The organism is Catellatospora sp. TT07R-123 (assembly GCF_018327705.1).
Classification (GTDB): Bacteria; Actinomycetota; Actinomycetes; order Mycobacteriales; family Micromonosporaceae; genus Catellatospora.
On record NZ_BNEM01000002.1, the window covers coordinates 1,381,392 to 1,398,951 of the forward strand.

General features: G+C 71.4%; 17 protein-coding genes. 4 read left to right on the forward strand and 13 right to left on the reverse strand.

Going from position 1 to position 17,560, the window contains the following annotated elements; genetic code table 11:
* Window positions 1-168 precede the first annotated feature (168 nt).
* Window positions 169-936 (forward strand): enoyl-ACP reductase FabI, encoded by a 768-nt coding sequence (gene fabI, locus Cs7R123_RS26105; RefSeq protein ID WP_212830345.1) that lies wholly within the window; start codon window positions 169-171, stop codon window positions 934-936.
* An 11-nt stretch (window positions 937-947) separates the two neighbouring features.
* On the opposite strand, the gene Cs7R123_RS26110 is transcribed toward fabI, so the two are convergent.
* Window positions 948-1,508 (reverse strand): TetR/AcrR family transcriptional regulator, encoded by a 561-nt coding sequence (locus tag Cs7R123_RS26110; RefSeq protein ID WP_212830346.1) that lies wholly within the window; start codon window positions 1,506-1,508, stop codon window positions 948-950.
* A 50-nt stretch (window positions 1,509-1,558) separates the two neighbouring features.
* Here Cs7R123_RS26110 and Cs7R123_RS26115 point away from each other — a divergent pair, with 50 nt between their 5' ends.
* Window positions 1,559-2,431, forward strand: coding sequence for an alpha/beta fold hydrolase (locus Cs7R123_RS26115; protein WP_244872465.1), 873 nt, complete (start codon window positions 1,559-1,561; stop codon window positions 2,429-2,431).
* Between the two features lie 15 nt (window positions 2,432-2,446).
* On the opposite strand, the gene Cs7R123_RS26120 is transcribed toward Cs7R123_RS26115, so the two are convergent.
* The 6 genes from Cs7R123_RS26120 to Cs7R123_RS26145 form a co-directional block, all read right to left on the reverse strand.
* Window positions 2,447-3,694: a mannosyltransferase family protein gene (locus tag Cs7R123_RS26120; protein ID WP_212830348.1), complete on the reverse strand. Its 1,248-nt coding sequence runs from the start codon at window positions 3,692-3,694 to the stop codon at window positions 2,447-2,449.
* A gap of 59 nt (window positions 3,695-3,753) precedes the next feature.
* A complete protein-coding gene (locus Cs7R123_RS26125; protein WP_212830349.1) occupies window positions 3,754-4,014 on the reverse strand; it encodes a hypothetical protein in 261 nt (86 codons plus the stop codon).
* Between the two features lie 70 nt (window positions 4,015-4,084).
* Window positions 4,085-4,675, reverse strand: coding sequence for a hypothetical protein (locus Cs7R123_RS26130; protein ID WP_244872154.1), 591 nt, complete (start codon window positions 4,673-4,675; stop codon window positions 4,085-4,087).
* Window positions 4,676-4,937: 262 nt separating this feature from the next.
* Window positions 4,938-5,762: a carbohydrate ABC transporter permease gene (locus Cs7R123_RS26135; RefSeq protein ID WP_244872155.1), complete on the reverse strand. Its 825-nt coding sequence runs from the start codon at window positions 5,760-5,762 to the stop codon at window positions 4,938-4,940.
* Entirely contained in the window at window positions 5,759-6,706 is a 948-nt protein-coding gene (locus Cs7R123_RS26140) for a carbohydrate ABC transporter permease (protein ID WP_212830351.1), read from the reverse strand. The genes Cs7R123_RS26135 and Cs7R123_RS26140 overlap by 4 nt, the downstream gene beginning before the upstream one ends.
* Window positions 6,707-6,766: 60 nt before the next feature.
* Window positions 6,767-8,050 (reverse strand): extracellular solute-binding protein, encoded by a 1,284-nt coding sequence (locus tag Cs7R123_RS26145; protein ID WP_212830352.1) that lies wholly within the window; start codon window positions 8,048-8,050, stop codon window positions 6,767-6,769.
* 201 nt (window positions 8,051-8,251) lie between these two features.
* Between Cs7R123_RS26145 and Cs7R123_RS26150 the strand changes: the two genes are divergently transcribed.
* Both Cs7R123_RS26150 and murQ read left to right on the forward strand, forming a co-directional pair.
* On the forward strand, window positions 8,252-9,139 hold the full coding sequence (locus tag Cs7R123_RS26150; protein WP_212830353.1) for a MurR/RpiR family transcriptional regulator: 888 nt from the start codon (window positions 8,252-8,254) through the stop codon (window positions 9,137-9,139).
* A gap of 173 nt (window positions 9,140-9,312) precedes the next feature.
* Entirely contained in the window at window positions 9,313-10,224 is a 912-nt protein-coding gene (murQ, locus tag Cs7R123_RS26155; RefSeq protein ID WP_212830354.1) for an N-acetylmuramic acid 6-phosphate etherase, read from the forward strand.
* Between the two features lie 136 nt (window positions 10,225-10,360).
* Here the strand turns inward: murQ and Cs7R123_RS26160 are convergent, their stop codons facing one another.
* The 6 genes from Cs7R123_RS26160 to Cs7R123_RS26185 all read right to left on the reverse strand — a co-directional run bounded on the left by Cs7R123_RS26160 (window position 10,361) and on the right by Cs7R123_RS26185 (window position 17,530).
* On the reverse strand, window positions 10,361-12,094 hold the full coding sequence (locus tag Cs7R123_RS26160) for an ABC transporter substrate-binding protein (protein ID WP_212830355.1): 1,734 nt from the start codon (window positions 12,092-12,094) through the stop codon (window positions 10,361-10,363).
* A 69-nt stretch (window positions 12,095-12,163) separates the two neighbouring features.
* Window positions 12,164-13,150, reverse strand: coding sequence for an ABC transporter permease (locus Cs7R123_RS26165; RefSeq protein WP_212830356.1), 987 nt, complete (start codon window positions 13,148-13,150; stop codon window positions 12,164-12,166).
* A gap of 5 nt (window positions 13,151-13,155) precedes the next feature.
* On the reverse strand, window positions 13,156-14,157 hold the full coding sequence (locus tag Cs7R123_RS26170) for an ABC transporter permease (protein WP_212830357.1): 1,002 nt from the start codon (window positions 14,155-14,157) through the stop codon (window positions 13,156-13,158).
* Window positions 14,141-15,157, reverse strand: coding sequence for an ABC transporter ATP-binding protein (locus Cs7R123_RS26175; RefSeq protein ID WP_212830358.1), 1,017 nt, complete (start codon window positions 15,155-15,157; stop codon window positions 14,141-14,143). The genes Cs7R123_RS26170 and Cs7R123_RS26175 overlap by 17 nt, the downstream gene beginning before the upstream one ends.
* Before the next feature lie 76 nt (window positions 15,158-15,233).
* Complete coding sequence (locus Cs7R123_RS26180; protein ID WP_244872156.1) at window positions 15,234-16,259, reverse strand: ABC transporter ATP-binding protein; 1,026 nt, start codon at window positions 16,257-16,259, stop codon at window positions 15,234-15,236.
* A complete protein-coding gene (locus Cs7R123_RS26185; RefSeq protein WP_212830359.1) occupies window positions 16,256-17,530 on the reverse strand; it encodes a peptidase C39 family protein in 1,275 nt (424 codons plus the stop codon). The genes Cs7R123_RS26180 and Cs7R123_RS26185 overlap by 4 nt, the downstream gene beginning before the upstream one ends.
* Window positions 17,531-17,560: the final 30 nt, after the last annotated feature.

Below are 17,560 nucleotides of genomic sequence, written 5' to 3' on the forward strand. Positions count from 1 at the left end.
GAGACACCACCCGCCCCAGCCAGGACGACGCCCTTGTAGCTTCCATACAACAAATCTAGTGGACATTCATGCATCGAGACATCTTCGTGACCGCTCGGTAGGGGTGAGGCTATAGCCAGTGTCGACGCGAGTCCGCGCCGGCGAAGGCGTCTGGAGAGGAATCTCGGCATGGCTGGGCTGCTGGCGGGCAAGCGTCTACTCATCACCGGCATCATCACCGAGCAGTCGCTGGCGTTCTCGGTCGCCCGGATCGCCCAGGAGCAGGGCGCCCGCCTGGTGCTCACCGGATTCGGGCGCATGTCGCTGGTCGAGCGCATCGCCAGGCGCCTGCCCGAGCCCGCGCCCGTCCTCGAACTCGACGTGACCGACCGCGCCCACCTGGCCAGCCTCGCCGACCGCGTGCGCGAGCACGCCGACGGCATCGACGGCGTGCTGCACGCCGTCGCGAACGCGCCCGCCGCCGCGCTGGGCGGGAACTTCCTCGACACGGCTTGGGAGGACGTGTCCCGGGCGGTCCACGTCTCGACCTACTCCTACCAGGCCCTGGCCACGGCGGCACTGCCGCTGATGGGTGCGGGCGGGTCCATCGTCGGCCTCACCTTCGACGCCACCCGCGCCTGGCCGGTGTACGACTGGATGGGCGTGGCCAAAGCCGGGCTGGAGTCCGCCAACCGCTACCTCGCCCGCTATCTGGGTCCGCACGGGATCCGGTGCAACCTCGTCTCCGCCGGACCGACGCGCACCCTGGCCGCGAAGTCCATCCCCGGCGCCGAGGGGTTCGAGGAGGCATGGCCGCAGCGGGCGCCGCTGGGCTGGGACCACTACGACGCCGCATCGACCGCCAGGGCGTGCTGCGCGCTGCTGTCCGACTGGTTCCCGGCCACCACCGGCGAGGTGGTCCACGTCGACGGCGGCTTCCACGCGGTCGGCGCCTGACCGGCGGCGCCTCAGCCGCGGAATCCGGCGGCGGTGAGCGCCGCCGTCACGACAGTCTGGGCCTGGTCCGGGGTGATCGCGCCGACCAGCAGCGGGCCCTGCAGTCCGCTGACGACGGCGTACAGCCCGATCGCGGTATCCCGGTCGAAGGCCCGCGCGAGGAACGCGTACGCCCCCTCGTACGCCGAGCGCATGATCTGGCCGGCGTGCGGTTCGGTGGCGCTGTAGGCGAGCAGGGCCGCTGTGGCCGCCGAGGTCAGCCGCCGCTCGTCGTCGAGCGGCAGCATCTCATCGATGATCACGCGAAGCCCCACCGCGTCGTCGGCCGGGTCGGAGGTGCGGGCCATGCGGGCGAGCACCCGGGCGGTGAAGGCCGTGTTCAGGTGGCCGAGCACGAACCGCAGCAGCTCCTCCTTGGTCGCGAAGCACCGCTGCACGGCCCCGGCGGACACCCCGGCCTCTGCGGCGATGGTGCGCACGGACGCCGCCTCGATGCCGCGCGTGCCGATGATCCGTACGGCGGTGTCCGCGATGAGCGCACGGCGGGCTTGCTGGTCCACGATCTTCGGCATGCTTATATGATACGGTCGTATCGAAAAAATGGAGGTGCGGCGTGACGGTCATGACGGCGCGAAACGGCGAGGTCGAACTCGCCTACGAGACGTTCGGCGACGCGTCCGGGCAGCCGCTGCTGCTGATCACCGGGCTCGGGCACCAGATGCTGCTCTGGCCGGACGGCTTCTGCCGGGCCCTGGCCGAGGCCGGTTTCCACGTCGCACGCTTCGACAACCGCGACTCGGGGCTGTCGACCTACTTCGACAGCCCCGACCAGCGGTGGTGGCAGGCGCTGCTCGGCGGGGGCCGGCCGCCGTACACCTCGGTCGCCTTCGTCGACGACGCGCTCGCCGTGATGGACGCGCTGGGCTGGCAGTCGGCCCACGTCGCGGGGGCCTCGATGGGTTCCGCGATCGGCCAGATGCTCGCGGTCCGCCACCCCGGACGCGTGCGCAGCCTGACGGCCCTGATGAGCATGCCCGCCTCCAGCAGCCTGCTCGCCCTGCGGCACATCCGGCTCGGCTCGGTGCTGAAGATGGGCCGCATGCGCCACGGCGCCGACCGGGCGGGCCAGGAGCAGCGGATCGTCGACCTGCTGCGGATGCTGGCCTCACCCCGGGGCGCGTTCGACGAGGCGTGGGCGCGGGACGTGGCCCGCCGCGGCTACGACCGGCGGCCGTTCGACCCGCGAGCCGAACGGCGCCAACTGGCGGCGGGTCGGGGCACCAAGGGGACGCTCGACCTGAGCCGGCTCACGGCCCCGACGCTCATCGTCTACGGCGAGGACGATCCCCTCGTACGGCCGAGCGGGCCGAAGGCCCTGGCCCAAGCCATCCCCGGGTCGCGGCTGATCGCATACCCGGGGATGGGCCACGACCTGCCCGCACCGCTGTGGCCGGACCTCGTCGGCGAGATGGCGCGGCACCTGTCCGCGCCGTGACCTGACCGGGCGCCCTCAGCCGACGAAGTTGTTCTGCACGAACGTCACCACCATGACGCCCTGCACGCCGACCGCGACGACCGGGTAGATCCGGTCGAAGGTGCGGTCGGCGCCCATCCGCGCCAGCACCAGGAACGCCGGCAGGCATTCGAGGAAGTATCGCCAGACCGACGCCAGCGGGTAGTAGTTGTGCACCGGGTTGACCACCGGCAGCAGCATCGCGGGCAGCGCGAACGCGATCAGGTAGTGCGCGCCCCGGCCGAGCCGCCACGGCCCGGCGACGGCCAGGCCGAGCAGCGCCAGCGAGCCGACCGAGGTCACCAGGTTCACGGTGTTGCGCACGGTGTCCGGCTGGTACGTCGTGCCCTCGGAGATCAGCCGGATCACCTCGCGCCAGGTGGTCCACGGCGGCTGGTAGCCGCTGCGGAACCAGTGCGACTGCACGTCCAGGAAGGCCGTCGCGCTGCCGAGGGTCCGCTGGAGGTGCAGCGCGTACAGGACGACGCCCAAGGGCACCAGCAGGGCCGCCAGCGCGTCCCACCGCACGCGCCGGACCGACCAGTCGCGCTGGCGCAGGTATTCGTAGACGAACGCCAGCCCCAGCAGGACGCCGGTCAGCCGGGTCGCCCCGGCCAGGCCGCACAGCAGGCCCGCCCACCACCACCGGCCGCACCGCATGCAGTACAGCGCACCCACCGCCAGCGCGACGAACAGCGATTCGTTGTACGCCGCGACGAGGTACAGCCCGGTCGGGAACGCGAGCAGGTAGAACGCGGCCCGGCGGCCGTGCTCGGCGTCGAGCAGCTCGGTGGCGAGCCGGTGGACCAGGATCAGCGCGGCCAGGCAGGCGAGCACCGACACCAGCATGGCGGCGTGGAACGTCGACAGCGTCGTGACGGTCTGCACGGCGCGCACCAGCATCGGATAGAGCGGGAAGAAGGCCGCCCGCAGCGGATCGGGCGCGTAGCCGGTGTCGGCGATGGGCAGGTACCAGGCGACGTCCCACCGGTTCCAGGCGTCGAGCGCACCCTCGAACCCGGTCGGCGCGTCACCCGCCTTGGCCGGGAGGTCCTGCACCGGCAGCCACGCGAAGTAGGTGGCCGCGGCGTACATCAGCAGCCCGGCGACCCAGGTGACGAGCCCGGCGCGGACCGACTCCCGCCAGCCGTCCGGCACCGCGCGCTCGGGCGCGGTGCCGTCCTGGCCGGCCTGCGGCTCGGCCGCCGGCACCGGGTTCGGATCGACCTCTGTCGCTTCGGGCATGCCCGCGACGATAGCGGGCACGATCCGGTTTAGACAGACGCCGAACGATCGCGATCTCGTCAGTGGTGGTGGTCGTGGTGGTCGTGATCGTGGGCGCCGTGGTCGTGGCCGGCGTGGGCGAGGGGCTTGGCGGCCACCCAGACCCGGGCGGACTCGGCCGCGTCGCGCAGCTCGGCCAGCAGCGCCGCCAGCTCCTCGTGCTGCATGTAGTTGGTCTCGGTGATCGAGTTGACGTGCTCGCCCAGCCGGTCGGCCAGGGCGCGGATGCCGGTGAGCGCGTCGACGACGGTGGCGGTCTCCTGCTCGGTCAGATCACACATGTCCCCCACCGTACCCGCCATAGACGGTCATGGAATCCTTCTAATGGTTGTAAATCATGGCATTCTGGTGTCAGTGCCCCAGCAGGGCCAGCGCGACCGTGATCGCGCCCGAGGCGATCAGCGCCACGGCCCATACCCGGTCCAGGTCCAGCCAGGCCGACACCCGCAGCGCCCGCACCGCCAGCAGCTGGAGCACCACCAGGGCGATCACCGCCGCCACCGCCGTCATCGCGGCGGTGTGCACCGCGGTCGCGGCCAGCCCGGTCAGCGCCGACACCTGGCCGCCGGCCGCCATCTCGTGATGGTGTCCCCCGCCCGCCGCCACCGGCACCGCGACCAGCACCGGCAGCAGCGCCAGCCCGGCGCCGTGCAGCGACGACATCAGGAACGACCAGCCCATCAGCTGCCGCCCGGACGGCTGCAACCCGCGCCAGTGCAGGTGTCCCCCGGCCCGCAGCTGCCACAGGCCGAACCCGACCAGCAGCGCCCCGCCGACGACCGCCACCCGCTGCGCCCCGCCGACCGACACCGCCAGGCCCACCAGCGTCGCCACCGCGAACACCGACAGCGCGTGCCCGCCCGCGACCGGCAGCAGCACCCGCAGCGCCGCGCCCCGGCTGCGTTCGCGCAGCCCGGCCGCGACCGCCAGCAACCACCCCATACCGGGGTTGAGACCGTGAAACGCGCCCAGCCCAGCAAGGAGGACGTACTGCCACACGCTCATAACACCCCCGTCCGCAGTGACATCGTCACCGGCTGGTCGGCGTCCTGTCACGGGTAGTCGCCCCATCGATACCGCTGGTTCCCGGCGATCTGGGGCTTGATCGCCGCCTACGGTCATCAGGTGCTCCCTGAACGCACAAACCGACCGCAGACAGCAATCAAGCGCCGCCTGCGGTCGGGGGGTGGAGGGTGGGGCGCGGTCAGCCCTTTACCGCGCCGGCGGTTAGGCCGTGGGCGAGGTTGCGCTGGGCTAGGGCGAAGCAGATCGCCACCGGGAGCGCGATGAGGGTCGACCCGGCCATGAGCGGGCCGAACTCGGCGCCCTCCGAGGTGATGAAGTGCGTCAGCCACAGCGGCAGGGTGTACCGGTCGGGGGTGCTGGTCAGGAAGTAGGCGACCAGGTACTCGTTCCACGACAGGATCATCGTGAAGATCGAGGTGGCGATGAGGCCCGGCAGCACCAGCGGCAACGTCACCCGCCGGAACGCCTGGAGCGGGGTGCAGCCGTCGATCATCGCGGCCTCCTCCAGCTCGCGGGGCACGCCCGCGACGAAGCCGCGCATGGTCCACACCGCGAACGGCAGCGCGAACGCCAGATACGCCACGACCAGGCCGGTCAGCGTGTCGGCCAGGCCGAGGTCGCTCAGCGTCAGGAACAGCGGGATGATCAGCGCCACGTGCGGCACCAGCTGCACGACCAGCACCGAGGCCAGGAAGGCCCGGCGGCCGCCGAAGTCGAACCGGGCCACCGCGACGGCGGACAGGAACGCCACCGCCATCGCCAGCACCACCGTGACCGCGGTGACCCCGGCGCTGTTGCGCAGCGCCTGCCAGAACGCGGCATCGTGGAGCACCCGGTTGATGTGCTGCATGGTGGGGTGCAGCGGCACGAGCTGGGGCTCGGCGGCGTACATGTCGCGGCCGGGCTTGATGGCGGTGGTGGCCATCCAGTAGACCGGGAACACCCACACGACGGCGACCATGATCCCGAGGAGGGCGTACACGCCCCGCAGCACCCGCCTCACGTGAGGTCTCCCATCCGGATGAGCTGGCGGACGTAGACGACCAGCAGCACGGCCAGCAGCAGCACCGTCACCAGCGCCACCGCCCCCGCGTAGCCGTAGTCGTGGCCCTGGTAGGCCTGCATGTAGGCGTAGATGCCCAGGGTCTGGTACTCGGGTTCGGGGGAGGCGTTGCGCAGCAGCCAGATCTGGTTGAAGACCTGGAAGTCCCAGATGACCGACAGCACGATCTGGATGCCGAGCACCGGGCGCAGCAGCGGCAGGGTGACCCGGCGCAGCACCTGAAGCCCCGACGCCCCGTCCATCCGCGCCGACTCGACCAGCTCCGCGGGCACCTGCGTGAGCCCGGCGTACGTGGTGACGGCGATGAACGGCACGGCGCCCCACACCACCACGGCGGTGGCCACGGCCAGGCCCTCGACCGGGTTGATGTACCAGTTGTGCTGGCCGAGGCCGAACAGGTAGTTGAAGACGCCGAAGTTCTGCTGGGTCATCCAGGCGAACACCTGCGTCGACACGAAGGTCGGCACCGCCCACGCGAGCACCAGCACCGACATCACGACCCGCCGCAGCCACGCGGGCAGCCGCTCCATCAGCAGCGCGATGCCGACGCCGAACAGCATGGTCAGGGTGACCATGGCGGCGGCGAGCACCAGCGTGCGGCGCAGCGCGGCCCAGAAGACCGGGTCGCTGAGGATCCGCTCGAAGTTGTCCAGGCCCACGAACGGGGCAGGCTGGTCGGAGAAGATCTGGGCCAGGCCCCAGCCCTGGAACGACAGGGCCGCCACACGGCCCAGCGGGTATGCCTGCACCAGCAGCAGGATCAGGGCGGCCGGGGCGATCAGCAGCAGCGGCAGCCTCGGACGGCGCGGCCGGCTCGACCGGCCCGGCCGGCTCGGCGCGGGCGCCGGACCGGCGGCGGCGTGGGTGGCGACGGTGACGGCCACGGCTTCCTTTCGTAGGGGGATGCGGCGGGCGCGAGAGGTCCGCGCCCGCCGCACCGGGGATCAGCCGGCGTTCAGCAACGCCTCGATGGCCTTGTCGCCCGCCTCGGTGGCGGCTTCGACCGTGGCCTTGCCCGTGGCGATGTCCACCAGCATGTTAAGCACGATCTTGTTCTTCTCCACCTGGGCCCAGTTCTTGGCCGGCGGCAGCGTCCACGTGTCGGCGAGGCTGTCGGCGTAACCCTTGAGCTGCGGGTCGGTGGGGACGATGCCCTTGGTGTTGGCGAGGAAGCCGCCGTCGACGAACGCCTGCTGCGAGGAGTTGCTCAGGAACGCCGCGATCCACGCCCGCGCCCAGTCCTGGTGCTTGCTCCTGGCCGTCACGGCGACGTCGGAGCCGCCCATGAACGCCGGCGTGAAGCCGTCGGCCTTGGTCGGGCTGGGCAGCCGGAACGTGCCGATCTGCTCCTTGAGCTTCGGGTCGCCGTCGGCGCCGAAGACCTTCTTCATCTGGCCGGCCGAGTCGTAGAACATGGCGGCCTTGCCCGCGACCATGGTGCTGAACGCGGTGAGGTCGTTGATGGTGCGGTCGCCCTTGTAGCCGGCGTCCATCAGCGACTTCCAGTTCTTCAGGCCCGCGATGCCCTCGGGGCTGCTGAACGTGGCGTCCCACTTGCCGTCGGCGCCGAGCTTGGCGGCCTGGCCGCCCGCGTCGTAGACGAACGGCATCGCCGCGTACTGGTGCTGGCCGGGCAGGAAGAACGAGCTGAACGTCGGGTCCTTGGCGTGCTTGGCGTTGAGCTTGTTGACCAGGTCCATCAGCGCGGCCCAGGTCGTCGGCGGCGTGGTGACGCCGACCTCGGCCAGCAGGTCCTTGCGGTAGATGACGGCGCGGTCACCGCCGTAGTACGGGACGCCGTACAGCTTGCCCTGGTAGGTCGCCGAGTCCTCCAGCGCCTTGACCCAGGTGGTGTTGTTGTCGAACTCGGCGCGGTGCGAGGTGAGGTCGCTGAACGCGCCCGCGGCCATGTACAGGCCCATCTCGGTGGAGCCGAGCTCGATCACGTCGGGGGCCGAGCCGGCCTGCGCCGCGGCGTCGAACTTGGCCAGGTGCTCCGGCCACGTCTGGTACGCCACGTTCACCTTGACGCTGGGGTACTTCTCCTTGAGCTTCGCGTTGGCGGCCTCGACGGTCTTGGGCCACAGGTTCTGCGCCTCGACCTGGAGCCAGACGTTCAGCTCGCCGGCGGCGTTGGGGTCGTCTGTGGATCCGGCGTCGTCGCCGCAGGCCGCTACGCCCAGGAGCAGGGCGGCTGCCGCGGCGGCGGCGAGGAGACGTACCTTCATTCCATCAACTCCTAACAGCGTGTATAGACGAAAGAGAATCGAGTCCACAGGCGTAGGATCCGGCATGCGGACAGCGCCACGATGGCAGGAATCTCCTTATCCGTCAATCTCCATGAAGGAATTATTCGGCGCCTGATTGTGGCGAGGGCTCCGGTCAGCGAAGATGGGCGCCTGGCCGCAGTTCGCCGAGGAGATGACCGTATGACCGAGACCCAGCCCGACCACCTCGTCGCCAGCGTCCGCGCGGTGCTGCCCTCGCTGACGCCGTCGGCGCAGGTCATCGCGCGGCTGATCCTCGACGACCCCGCAACCGTGGCACGCAGCACCATCACCGAGCTGAGCGCCAACTCCGGGGTCAGTGAGGCGACGATCGTACGAACCGCCCGCATGCTCGGTTTCTCCGGGTACGCCCCGCTGCGCCTGGCCCTGGCCGCCGCCGCCGCGCGGGCCGAGCCGGACCGCCTGGTCCCCGGTGACCTCGGGCTGAGCGACCCGCTGTCGGACGTCATCGCCAAGGTGACCCGCTCCGAGATCGAGGCGCTGTCCGACACCGCCGCGCAGCTCAACCCCGACCAGCTCGACACGGTCATCACCGCGGCGATCGCCGCCCGCCGCATCGACATCTACGGCGTGAGCGCCTCCGGCCTGGTCGCCGCGGACATGGCGCAGAAGCTGCTGCGCATCGGCATGTCCGGGCACGCCTTCACCGACGTGCACTCCGCACTGACCAGCGCGGCCCTGCTGCGCAAGGGCGACCTGGCGATCGGCGTCTCCACCTCGGGGGAGACGCCCGACATCATCGAGCCGCTGCGCCAGGCGGGGCGGGCCGGGGCGACCACGGTCGCGATCACCAACAACCCGTGGTCCAACCTGGCCCGCACCGCCGACCACACCCTGGTGTCGGCGGGCCGGGAGACGTCCTTCCGGCCCGGGGCGATGGCCTCGCGCATCAGCCAGCTGCTGCTGGTCGACTGCGTGTTCGTCGGGATCACCCAGCGCACGTTCGCCACCTCCGAGCAGGCGCTGAAGCTGACCCGCGAGGCCGTGAGCGACTACATGGCCGAACACCGTCCCCGCCCGCGGAGCTGAGCGCTCACAAACGAAACCTCCACGTCATCGGTCTGCCATGTCCTTGCAATGAAAGAATTCTTCATGCATACAAACATCTGTATTGCTTTTCTCCAGCACCTCGGGGGACGATGCGTGTCGGAACCCGGGCGCCGCGAAGCGGCGCCCACCAGCATGTGAACTTGGGGGGACTGATGACCGACGGTCAAGCGATGACGATGCCGGTCACCGAGCGACGCCTCGCCGGTACGGAAGAGCTCGACCTGCTGTCCACGCCCGACCTGGTCCGGCTGATGACGGCTCAGGACCGGACCGTGCCGGACGCCATGGCGGAGGTCGCCATCGAGATCGCCGCGGCCGTGGACGCCATCTCCGACCGGATGCGCCGCGGGGGGCGGCTCATCTACCTCGGCGCGGGCAGCGCCGGCCGGATCGGCACCCTGGACGCCAGCGAGATCCCGCCCACCTTCGGCGTGGGCCCGGACCTGGTCCGGGCGCTCATCGCGGGCGGGCCCGGGGCGCTGATCTCGGCGGTGGAGGCGGCCGAGGACTCCGCCGAGATGGCGGTGGCCGACCTGACCGCGATCGCGCTCACCGAGCTCGACAGCGTCGTCGGGCTCTCGGCCAGCGGCACCACGCCGTACACGGTGGGCGGGGTGCGGCACGCGCGCGGGCTCGGGGCCCTGACGGTGGGAGTGGCCTGCAACTCCGGCACCCCGCTGGCGGCCGCGGCCGAGATCGGCATCGAGGTCGTGGTGGGGCCGGAGCTGCTGGCCGGGTCGACCCGGCTGAAGGCCGGCACGGCGCAGAAGCTCGTCTGCAACACGCTGTCGACGCTGGTGATGATCCGGCTGGGCCGCACGTACGGCAACCTGATGGTCCACATGAACGCGACCAACAAGAAGCTCTACGCGCGGGCGCACCGGCTGGTGGAGCTGATCACCGGCCGGGGCGAGCTGGAGGTCGACACGGCGCTGCGGGCGGCCCAGGGCTCGGTGCCGGTGGCCGTGCTGGTGCTGCAGCTGGGCGTCGACGCGGCGACCGCGCGCACCCGCCTGGCGGCCGCCGGGGGCAGCCTGCGCGACGCGCTGCGCACGGCCGCCTGAGGCACGGAGAAGGCTTATTGCCGTCCGGCCCCGCGTTGCCAGAGCCATGCGGGGCCGGACCACCCCACGGGGCGGGGTGGAAAAGGAGCGGGGGTGGCCGGCGGGACGCCGCCGGCCACCCCCGCTCCTGCGTCTGTCAGGACTTCACGTACGCGTCCACGAAGGCCGGGTACCCGAAGATGCTGGAGACGAAGATGCCGCCCGCCTTGGAGCCGTGCAGGTAGTACGCCACGTCGACGTACAGCGGCACCGCCGGGGCGTCGTCCTCCATCAGCTTCTTGTCCAGCTTGGCCCACTCGGGGGCCTGCGAGGCCGGGTCCATCGCCAGCACGCGGTCGAACTCAGCGTTGATCTTGTCGTCGTTGAGGAACGACCGGTTGTTGTTGCCCTCGTCCTTGACCGTACGGCCGTCGAAGAGCACCGGCAGGATCGAGGCGCCGCTGGGCCAGTCGGCGGCCCAGGCGTCGATGTACAGGTCCCACGGGTTGTTCTTCTTGCTGGTCTCGTCGAGCTTGGCGTCGGCCGGGATCAGCTTGACCGTGACCTTGAAGCCCGCCTTCTCCAGGTTGGCCTCCAGCTGCGCGCCGGTCTCGGCATCGGTGTCCAGGACACCCAGCACCAGCTCCGGCGTCTTGCCCGCCAGCAGCTCCTTGGCCTTCTCGATGTTGCCGTTCGGGCCCGCCGGGTAGGCGTCGTAGTTGACGAAACCGAGCGTCGAGGAAGGCATCAGCGTGGTCATCGGGGAGGCGACGGTGTCACCGCCCAGCGACTTGATCAGGCCCTCGCGGTCGATGGCGTAGTTCAGCGCGCGGCGGACGTTGACGTCGGTGACCCGCAGCGTGTTGATGGTGAGGCGGTTGGCCGACGGGGTCGGCGACAGGATCGAGCGCGACTTCAGCGACGCGTCGGAGATGGTCTTGCCGACCAGCGACGCCGGCACGCCGTTCCAGCCCAGCGCGGCCTGGTCGTCGCCGCTGTCGGCGATGATCCGGTTGGCCTGCGCGTCGCCGTCGGCGCCGAAGCTCCACACGAACTTCTCGGGGTACTGGTGGCGCACCGGGTCGGTGGCCGCGTCCCAGTTCGTGTTGCGCTCCAGCACGATCTCGGTACCGACCGTATTCTTGGTGACCTTGTACGGCCCGGACGAGAACGGCTGCGTGTCCAGCCCGAGCCCGGTGTCCTTGGCCTGCGGCACCGGCGCGGTGTAGGGCAGCGACACCGCGAACGGCAGGTCGCAGTGGCCCTTGGCGAAGCTGAACCGCAGCGTCTTGTCGTCGGGGGCGGTCAGGCCGGGCGGGAACGAGCCCTTGTTGGCCTTGAAGTCCCACACCTTGTCGAACTGGGCCGAGTCGGCCAGCCACTCCTGGATGTAGGTCGGGCCGCCGCTGTAGTCGGGGCTGAAGGCGCGGGAGATGCCGTACGCGATGTCCTTGGCGCTGATCGCGCTGCCGTCCTCGTACTTCACCCCGTCCTTGATCTTGAATTCCCAGGTCTTGCAGTCCTTGTTGACGTCCGTGCCGGGCGTCTCGGCCAGGTCGCCGACCAGGGTCAGGTGGCCCTTGCCGTCGTCCTTCCAGGTGGTCAGGAAGCGCGCGTACAGCGGCGAGGTCATCAGGCCGACGAACGAGTAGATGCGCTGCGGGTCCAGGTGCGAGATCGCCGTCTGGCGCAGCACGTGGAAGGTGCCGCCCTTGACGGCGCCGGCCACCTCGGCCGCCGGGCCCTTGGACTGGGCCGGGTCGGTGGCGATGACGCCGGTGCTCTGCCGGTTGACGTCGACTGCCGGGCCCTCGCCCTTATTCTCAGTGCACGCCGCGAGCAGGAGCAGCGCCAGCGCTGCGCCCGCGGCGGTTGCCGCTCGTGTCCTCATCTAAGTTCCCTTCGGTGTGCATGAGAGGTGACGGGCGGCCCGGTGTAGCGGACCGGGCCGCCCGGATCGTCAACGCAGCCGTACGCGCGGATCGATGACCGCGTACAGCAGGTCGACGACGATGTTGGCGACCACCACGAACACGGCGGCCAGGATCACGGTGCCCATCACGGTCGCCAGGTCGCCGGTGTGCACGGCGTCGACCGTGGTGCGGCCCAGGCCCTGCAGGCCGAAGGTGGTCTCGGTGATGAAGGTGCCGCCCAGCGCCGAGCCGACGTCCAGGCCCGCGATGGTGACCAGCGGGGTGATCGCGGCCCGCAGCGCGTGCCTGCCGTTGACCTGCCAGGACGACAGGCCCTTGGCGCGGGCCGTGCGCACGAAGTCCTCCGACAGCGTCTCCAGCATCTGCGCCCGCGACAGCCGGGCGTAGATCGCCGAGAACAGGAAGGCCAGAGCCACCCAGGCCAGCACCAGCCCGGACGCCCAGTCCAGCGGGTCCTCCAGCAGCGGCGTGTAGTGCGGCACCGGCACCCAGTGCAGGGTGTACGTGAACAGCAGCAGCAGCACCGCGCCGACGAAGTACAGTTGCATCGACGCCCCGGTCAGCGTGAAGCCGACCGCCAGCCGGTCCAGCAGCGTCCCCCGGCGCAGAGCCGAGACCATGCCCAGGCCGACGCCGAGCACCAGCCACAGCACCGCGGCCGGGATCACGATGCTCAGCGTCACCGGCAGCACCCGCTTGAACGTGTCGGTGACCGCCTCGCTGCGGATGTAGGAGAAGCCCAGGCACGGCGCGTCGCAGTGGCCGCCCTGGGCGGTGCCCAGGTCCCGGCCGACGAAGATGCCCTTCACGTAGCCGAAGTACTGCACCGGCTTCGGATCGCGCAGGCCCAGCTCGACCCGCACCCGCTCCAGGCGCTCGGCGTTGCAGTTCTTCGGGCACATGCCGCTGACGGGGTCGCCGGGCAGCGCGAAGAACATCAGGAAGCTCAGCATGCTGACCGCGAACAGGACCAGCACCGCCGACAGCAACCGCTTGACCACGAAACGGAACATGATGCCTACCTCGACGATCGGGGGTCGAGCGCATCGCGCAGCGCGTCACCGAACAGGTTGAAGGCCAGCACCATCACGAAGATGGTGATGCCGGGGAAGAAGACGTACGCCGGGTCGGTCTGCAGGTAGTTGATGCTGCGGTTGATCATCCGGCCGAAGTCGGGGATGGGTTCGACCATGCCGACGTCCAGGAACGACAGCGCCGCCTCGGCGGTCACGTAGCTGGGCAGCGCCAGCGAGAACGAGATCAGGATCGGCGCCCACAGGTTGGGCAGCAGCTGCTTGAACAGCATGTGCCCCAGGCCCGCCCCGGCGGCGCGGGCCGCCTCGACGAACTCCCGCTCCCGCAGGGAGATGACCTGGCCGCGCACCAGCCGGGCGGTGCCCGTCCAGCCGAACACGGCGAAGATCCCGACCAGCACCACGCCCCGGAACAGCGGCGGGATCTCGTCGCGCGGCCCGTAGAAGCGCAGCGCGACCGTCGGCACCACCGCCAGCGCGAACACCATGAACGGCATCGCCAGCGCGAAGTCCATCACCCAGCCCAGCACCGCGTCGACCCACCGGCCCAGGAAGCCCGCGGCCAGGCCGACGAGCACACCGATGGCGCTGGTCAGCACCGAGGCGGCGGTCGCGATCAGCAGCGACGTGCGCATGCCGTAGACCATGCGGATGAAGATGTCGCGGCCCAGGCCCGGCTCCAGGCCGAACCAGTGGTCGCCGTCGACGCCGCCCGCGTAGCCCAGGGGCATGCCGAACCGGTCGAGCCGGCCCTGGAAGCTGTCGTAGGGGCCGATGCCGTACGCCCACTCGATCAGCGGCGCCGCCAGCGCGATGACCAGCATCAGCACGATCACGACCGCGCCGGTCACCGCGACCTTGTCCTTCTTCAGCCGCGCCCAGGCGAGCTGGCCCGGCGAACGCCCGGCCACCTCCGGCGCGGCGGCCGCGACGGGTTCGACCGGCGCCGGGGCGGGGTTCAGGTCGAGCTCAGTCGGCATCGCCATGGGCGGCCTCGCCTTCAGCAGTCGCGGACTCCGGACCGGGCTCCGGACCGGGCTCCGGAAAGTGGCAGGCCACCGCCTGGCGGCTGCCGTCGCGCGGGATCAGCTCCGGTTCCGCGGTGGCGCACAGGTCCTGCGCCTTCCAGCACCGGGTCCGGAACCGGCACCCGGACGGCGGGTCACTGGGCGCGGGCACCTCGCCGGTGAGCCGGATCCGGCCCTGGCCGGACTCGCCCAGCTCCGGCACGGCCGACAGCAGCGCCCGGGTGTACGGGTGCCGCGGCGCGGTGTAGATGTCCTCGCGGTCGCCGGACTCGACGACCTTGCCCAGGTACATCACCGCGACCCGCTGGCAGAAGTGCCGCACCACGGCCAGGTCGTGCGCGATCAGCACGAACGTCAGCCCCAGGTCGCGCTGCAGGCCGCGCAGCAGGTTGACCACCTGCGCCTGCACCGACACGTCCAGGGCGCTGACCGGCTCGTCTGCCACGATCAGGCGCGGCTTGAGGGCCAGCGCGCGGGCGATGCCGATGCGCTGGCGCTGGCCGCCGGAGAACTCGTGCGGGTAGCGGTTGTAGTGCTCGGGGTTGAGCCCGACCAGTTCCAGCAGCTCCTGCACCTGACGCCGGATGCCGCCGGGCGGCCTGATCCCGTTGACCTCCAGCGGCATCGCCACGATCTGGCCCACGGTGTGCCGGGGGTTGAGCGAGCCGTACGGGTCCTGGAAGACGATCTGGATGTCGCGGCGCAGCGGGCGCAGCGCCCGGCCACGCAGATGGGTGATGTCCCGGCCGTCGAAGGTGATCTTCCCGGCGGTCGGCTCCAGCAGCCGCACCAGCATCCGGCCGGTGGTGGTCTTGCCGCAGCCGGACTCCCCCACCAGGCCCAGCGCCTCGCCGGGCGCCACGGCCAGGTCCACTCCCGACACGGCCTGCACCGGCGCCCCGCCGCGCACGGCGAACTCCTTGGTCAGCCCCTCGACCTGCAACAAAGGCGTACTCATGCCGAAACCCCGCTTCGCGGGCTTTCGGCATGAGGCTCTTCGACACTGTGCCCCATGATTCGCTCGCTTCGCTCGCTCATGCCGACACCCCCGTCTCGGTCCGGGCCGCGCGCCGGTCGGCGGCGGGCAGGTGGCAGGCGGCCAGGTGACCGGGCTCGCCGGAGACCAGCAGCTCGGGCACCCGCTCGCGGCTGGCACCGCCGGTGCGGCCGGCGAACCGGCAGCGCGGGTGGAACGCGCAGCCCGCGGGCAGGTGCACCAGGCTGGGCGGGTTGCCCGGGATCGGCACCAGATCGTCGGTGACCGGGCCGGTCAGGCTCGGCACGCTGGCCAGCAGCCCCCACGTGTACGGGTGCTGCGGGTCGCCGAGCACCTGCGCGGCGCTGCCGTGCTCGACGGCGCGGCCGCCGTACATGACGAGGACGTCGTGGGCGACCTGCCGCACCACGCCCAGGTCATGGGTGATCATGATGATCGCGGACTGGAACTCCCGCTGCAGATCGGCCAGCAGGTCCAGGATCTGCGCCTGCACGGTCACGTCCAGGGCGGTGGTCGGCTCGTCGGCGATGAGCACCTTCGGGTTGTTGACCAGCGCCATCGCGATCATCGCGCGCTGGCGCATGCCGCCCGAGAACTCGTGCGGGTACTGGTCGATGCGCCGCTGCGGCTGCGGGATGCCGACCCGGCCGAGCAGGTCGATCGCGTGCCGTCGTGCGGCGGCGCGGCCGACGCCCGCGTCGTGCGTGCGGTGCGCCTCGATGATCTGGCGGCCCACCGTGTAGTACGGGTGCAGCGCCGACAGCGGGTCCTGGAAGATCATGGCCAGGTCGCCGCCGCGCAGCCTGCGCCGCTCGCGTTCGGGCAGCGCCTGGAGGTCGGTGCCGTCGACCAGGATGCGGCCGCCGATCTCGGCCTTGCGGGCGTCGTGCAGGCCGAGCACGGCCAGCCCGGTCACGGTCTTGCCGGAGCCGGACTCGCCGACGATGCCCAGGGTCCGGCCGCGCGCCACGGAGAACGACAGGTCGTTGACCGCGCGCACCACTCCGTCGGAGCTGCGCAGGCGCACGGTCAGGTTCTCGACCTGCAGGTACGGCGTGCTCACCAGTTCGCCTGGACCGGGGCCGGCGGGAGCGCGACGGTCGCCGGGCGCATCACGTAGACGACGCCCCGGCTGCTGTTGAGCCAGGCCGCCTCGAACGCGGCCCGCCCGGCGGTCTTGCGGACCCCGGCGTCGGTCGGGGCGTGCGGGTCGTTGAGCACCGGGTCGCCGGTGGCGCTGAACCCGGCCAGCACCAGCAGGTGGCCGCTGGTGGCGTAGTCCAGGCCCGGGACCTCGCCCTTCTTGTACGACACCGACAGCACCAGCGGGATGCCCGCCGCGATGAACGCCTCGGCCTCGGTGAGGCCGCGCAGCCTGGTCACGAACCCGTCCAGCCCCCGGGTCGCGGCGTACGCGGTGTTGAAGGGCCAGTTGCCGGTGCCGTCGTAGGCCTGGTCGAACGTCTGCCGGGCGGCGTGGTCGACCCACGGGGCCGGGTCGGCGCCGTCGACCCACGCGTAGTCGGCCGCCGGGGGCAGCACGCCCCAGCAGGCCAGGACCATCGAGGTGGAGGTGGGGCTGCACCACGCCTCGCCGCCCCCGTTGTACTCGGGGTAGTGCCCGTCGTGGACGTTCTGCGAGTACTGCGGGACGGCGAGCACGGTGCCCTGCGCCTGGGTGGGCGTGCTGGCGGTGAGCTTGCCGGGTGCGGGGAGCCGGGAGGCCACGGCCGCGACCGAGCGCACCGCGGGGCTGAGGGTGCTGCCGATCGGGCGCAGCAGGGTGATCCGCAGCTGCCAGGAGGTCCAGCCCCGGCCCGCGGCCGCGGTGAACGTGTCGGTGGTGACGGCGCCGTCGGCGTCGGCCTGCCCGCCCACGGAGGTGCGGCGGACGCCGGTGTCGCCGTCGGCCCAGCGGCCCAGCACGTACCACCTGGTGGTGGTGCCCGCCTCGGTGGTGCCGCGCAGGTCGACCTGCACCCAGGTCCCGGCCGGGGTGGTCGCGTTCCAGGACGGGATCGCCTCGGTCGCGGCGAACCCGGGCGCGGCCCACGGCGAGGTCCAGGCCGCGTAGTCGTAGTCGGCGCTGACGCCGGTGTGCGGGTCCAGGTAGGACAGCTGTCCGGCCGGCGTGTCGACGACGAGGGCACCGCCGGACACGGTGGTGCCCGTGCCGGTGCCCGCCGCGAATCCGGCGGTGCCGGACCAGCGGTGCAGTCTGATGTCGCGCACGACCGGCTGCGGTTTGCCCGCGGCCATGGCTTCCTCCCCCAATGCCAGCCCCGCGGCGGCACCCGCGGCGACCGCGGTGCGCAGTACGGTGCGTCGGTCCATACTCCCGGCTCCATCCCCGACAGGTTGATG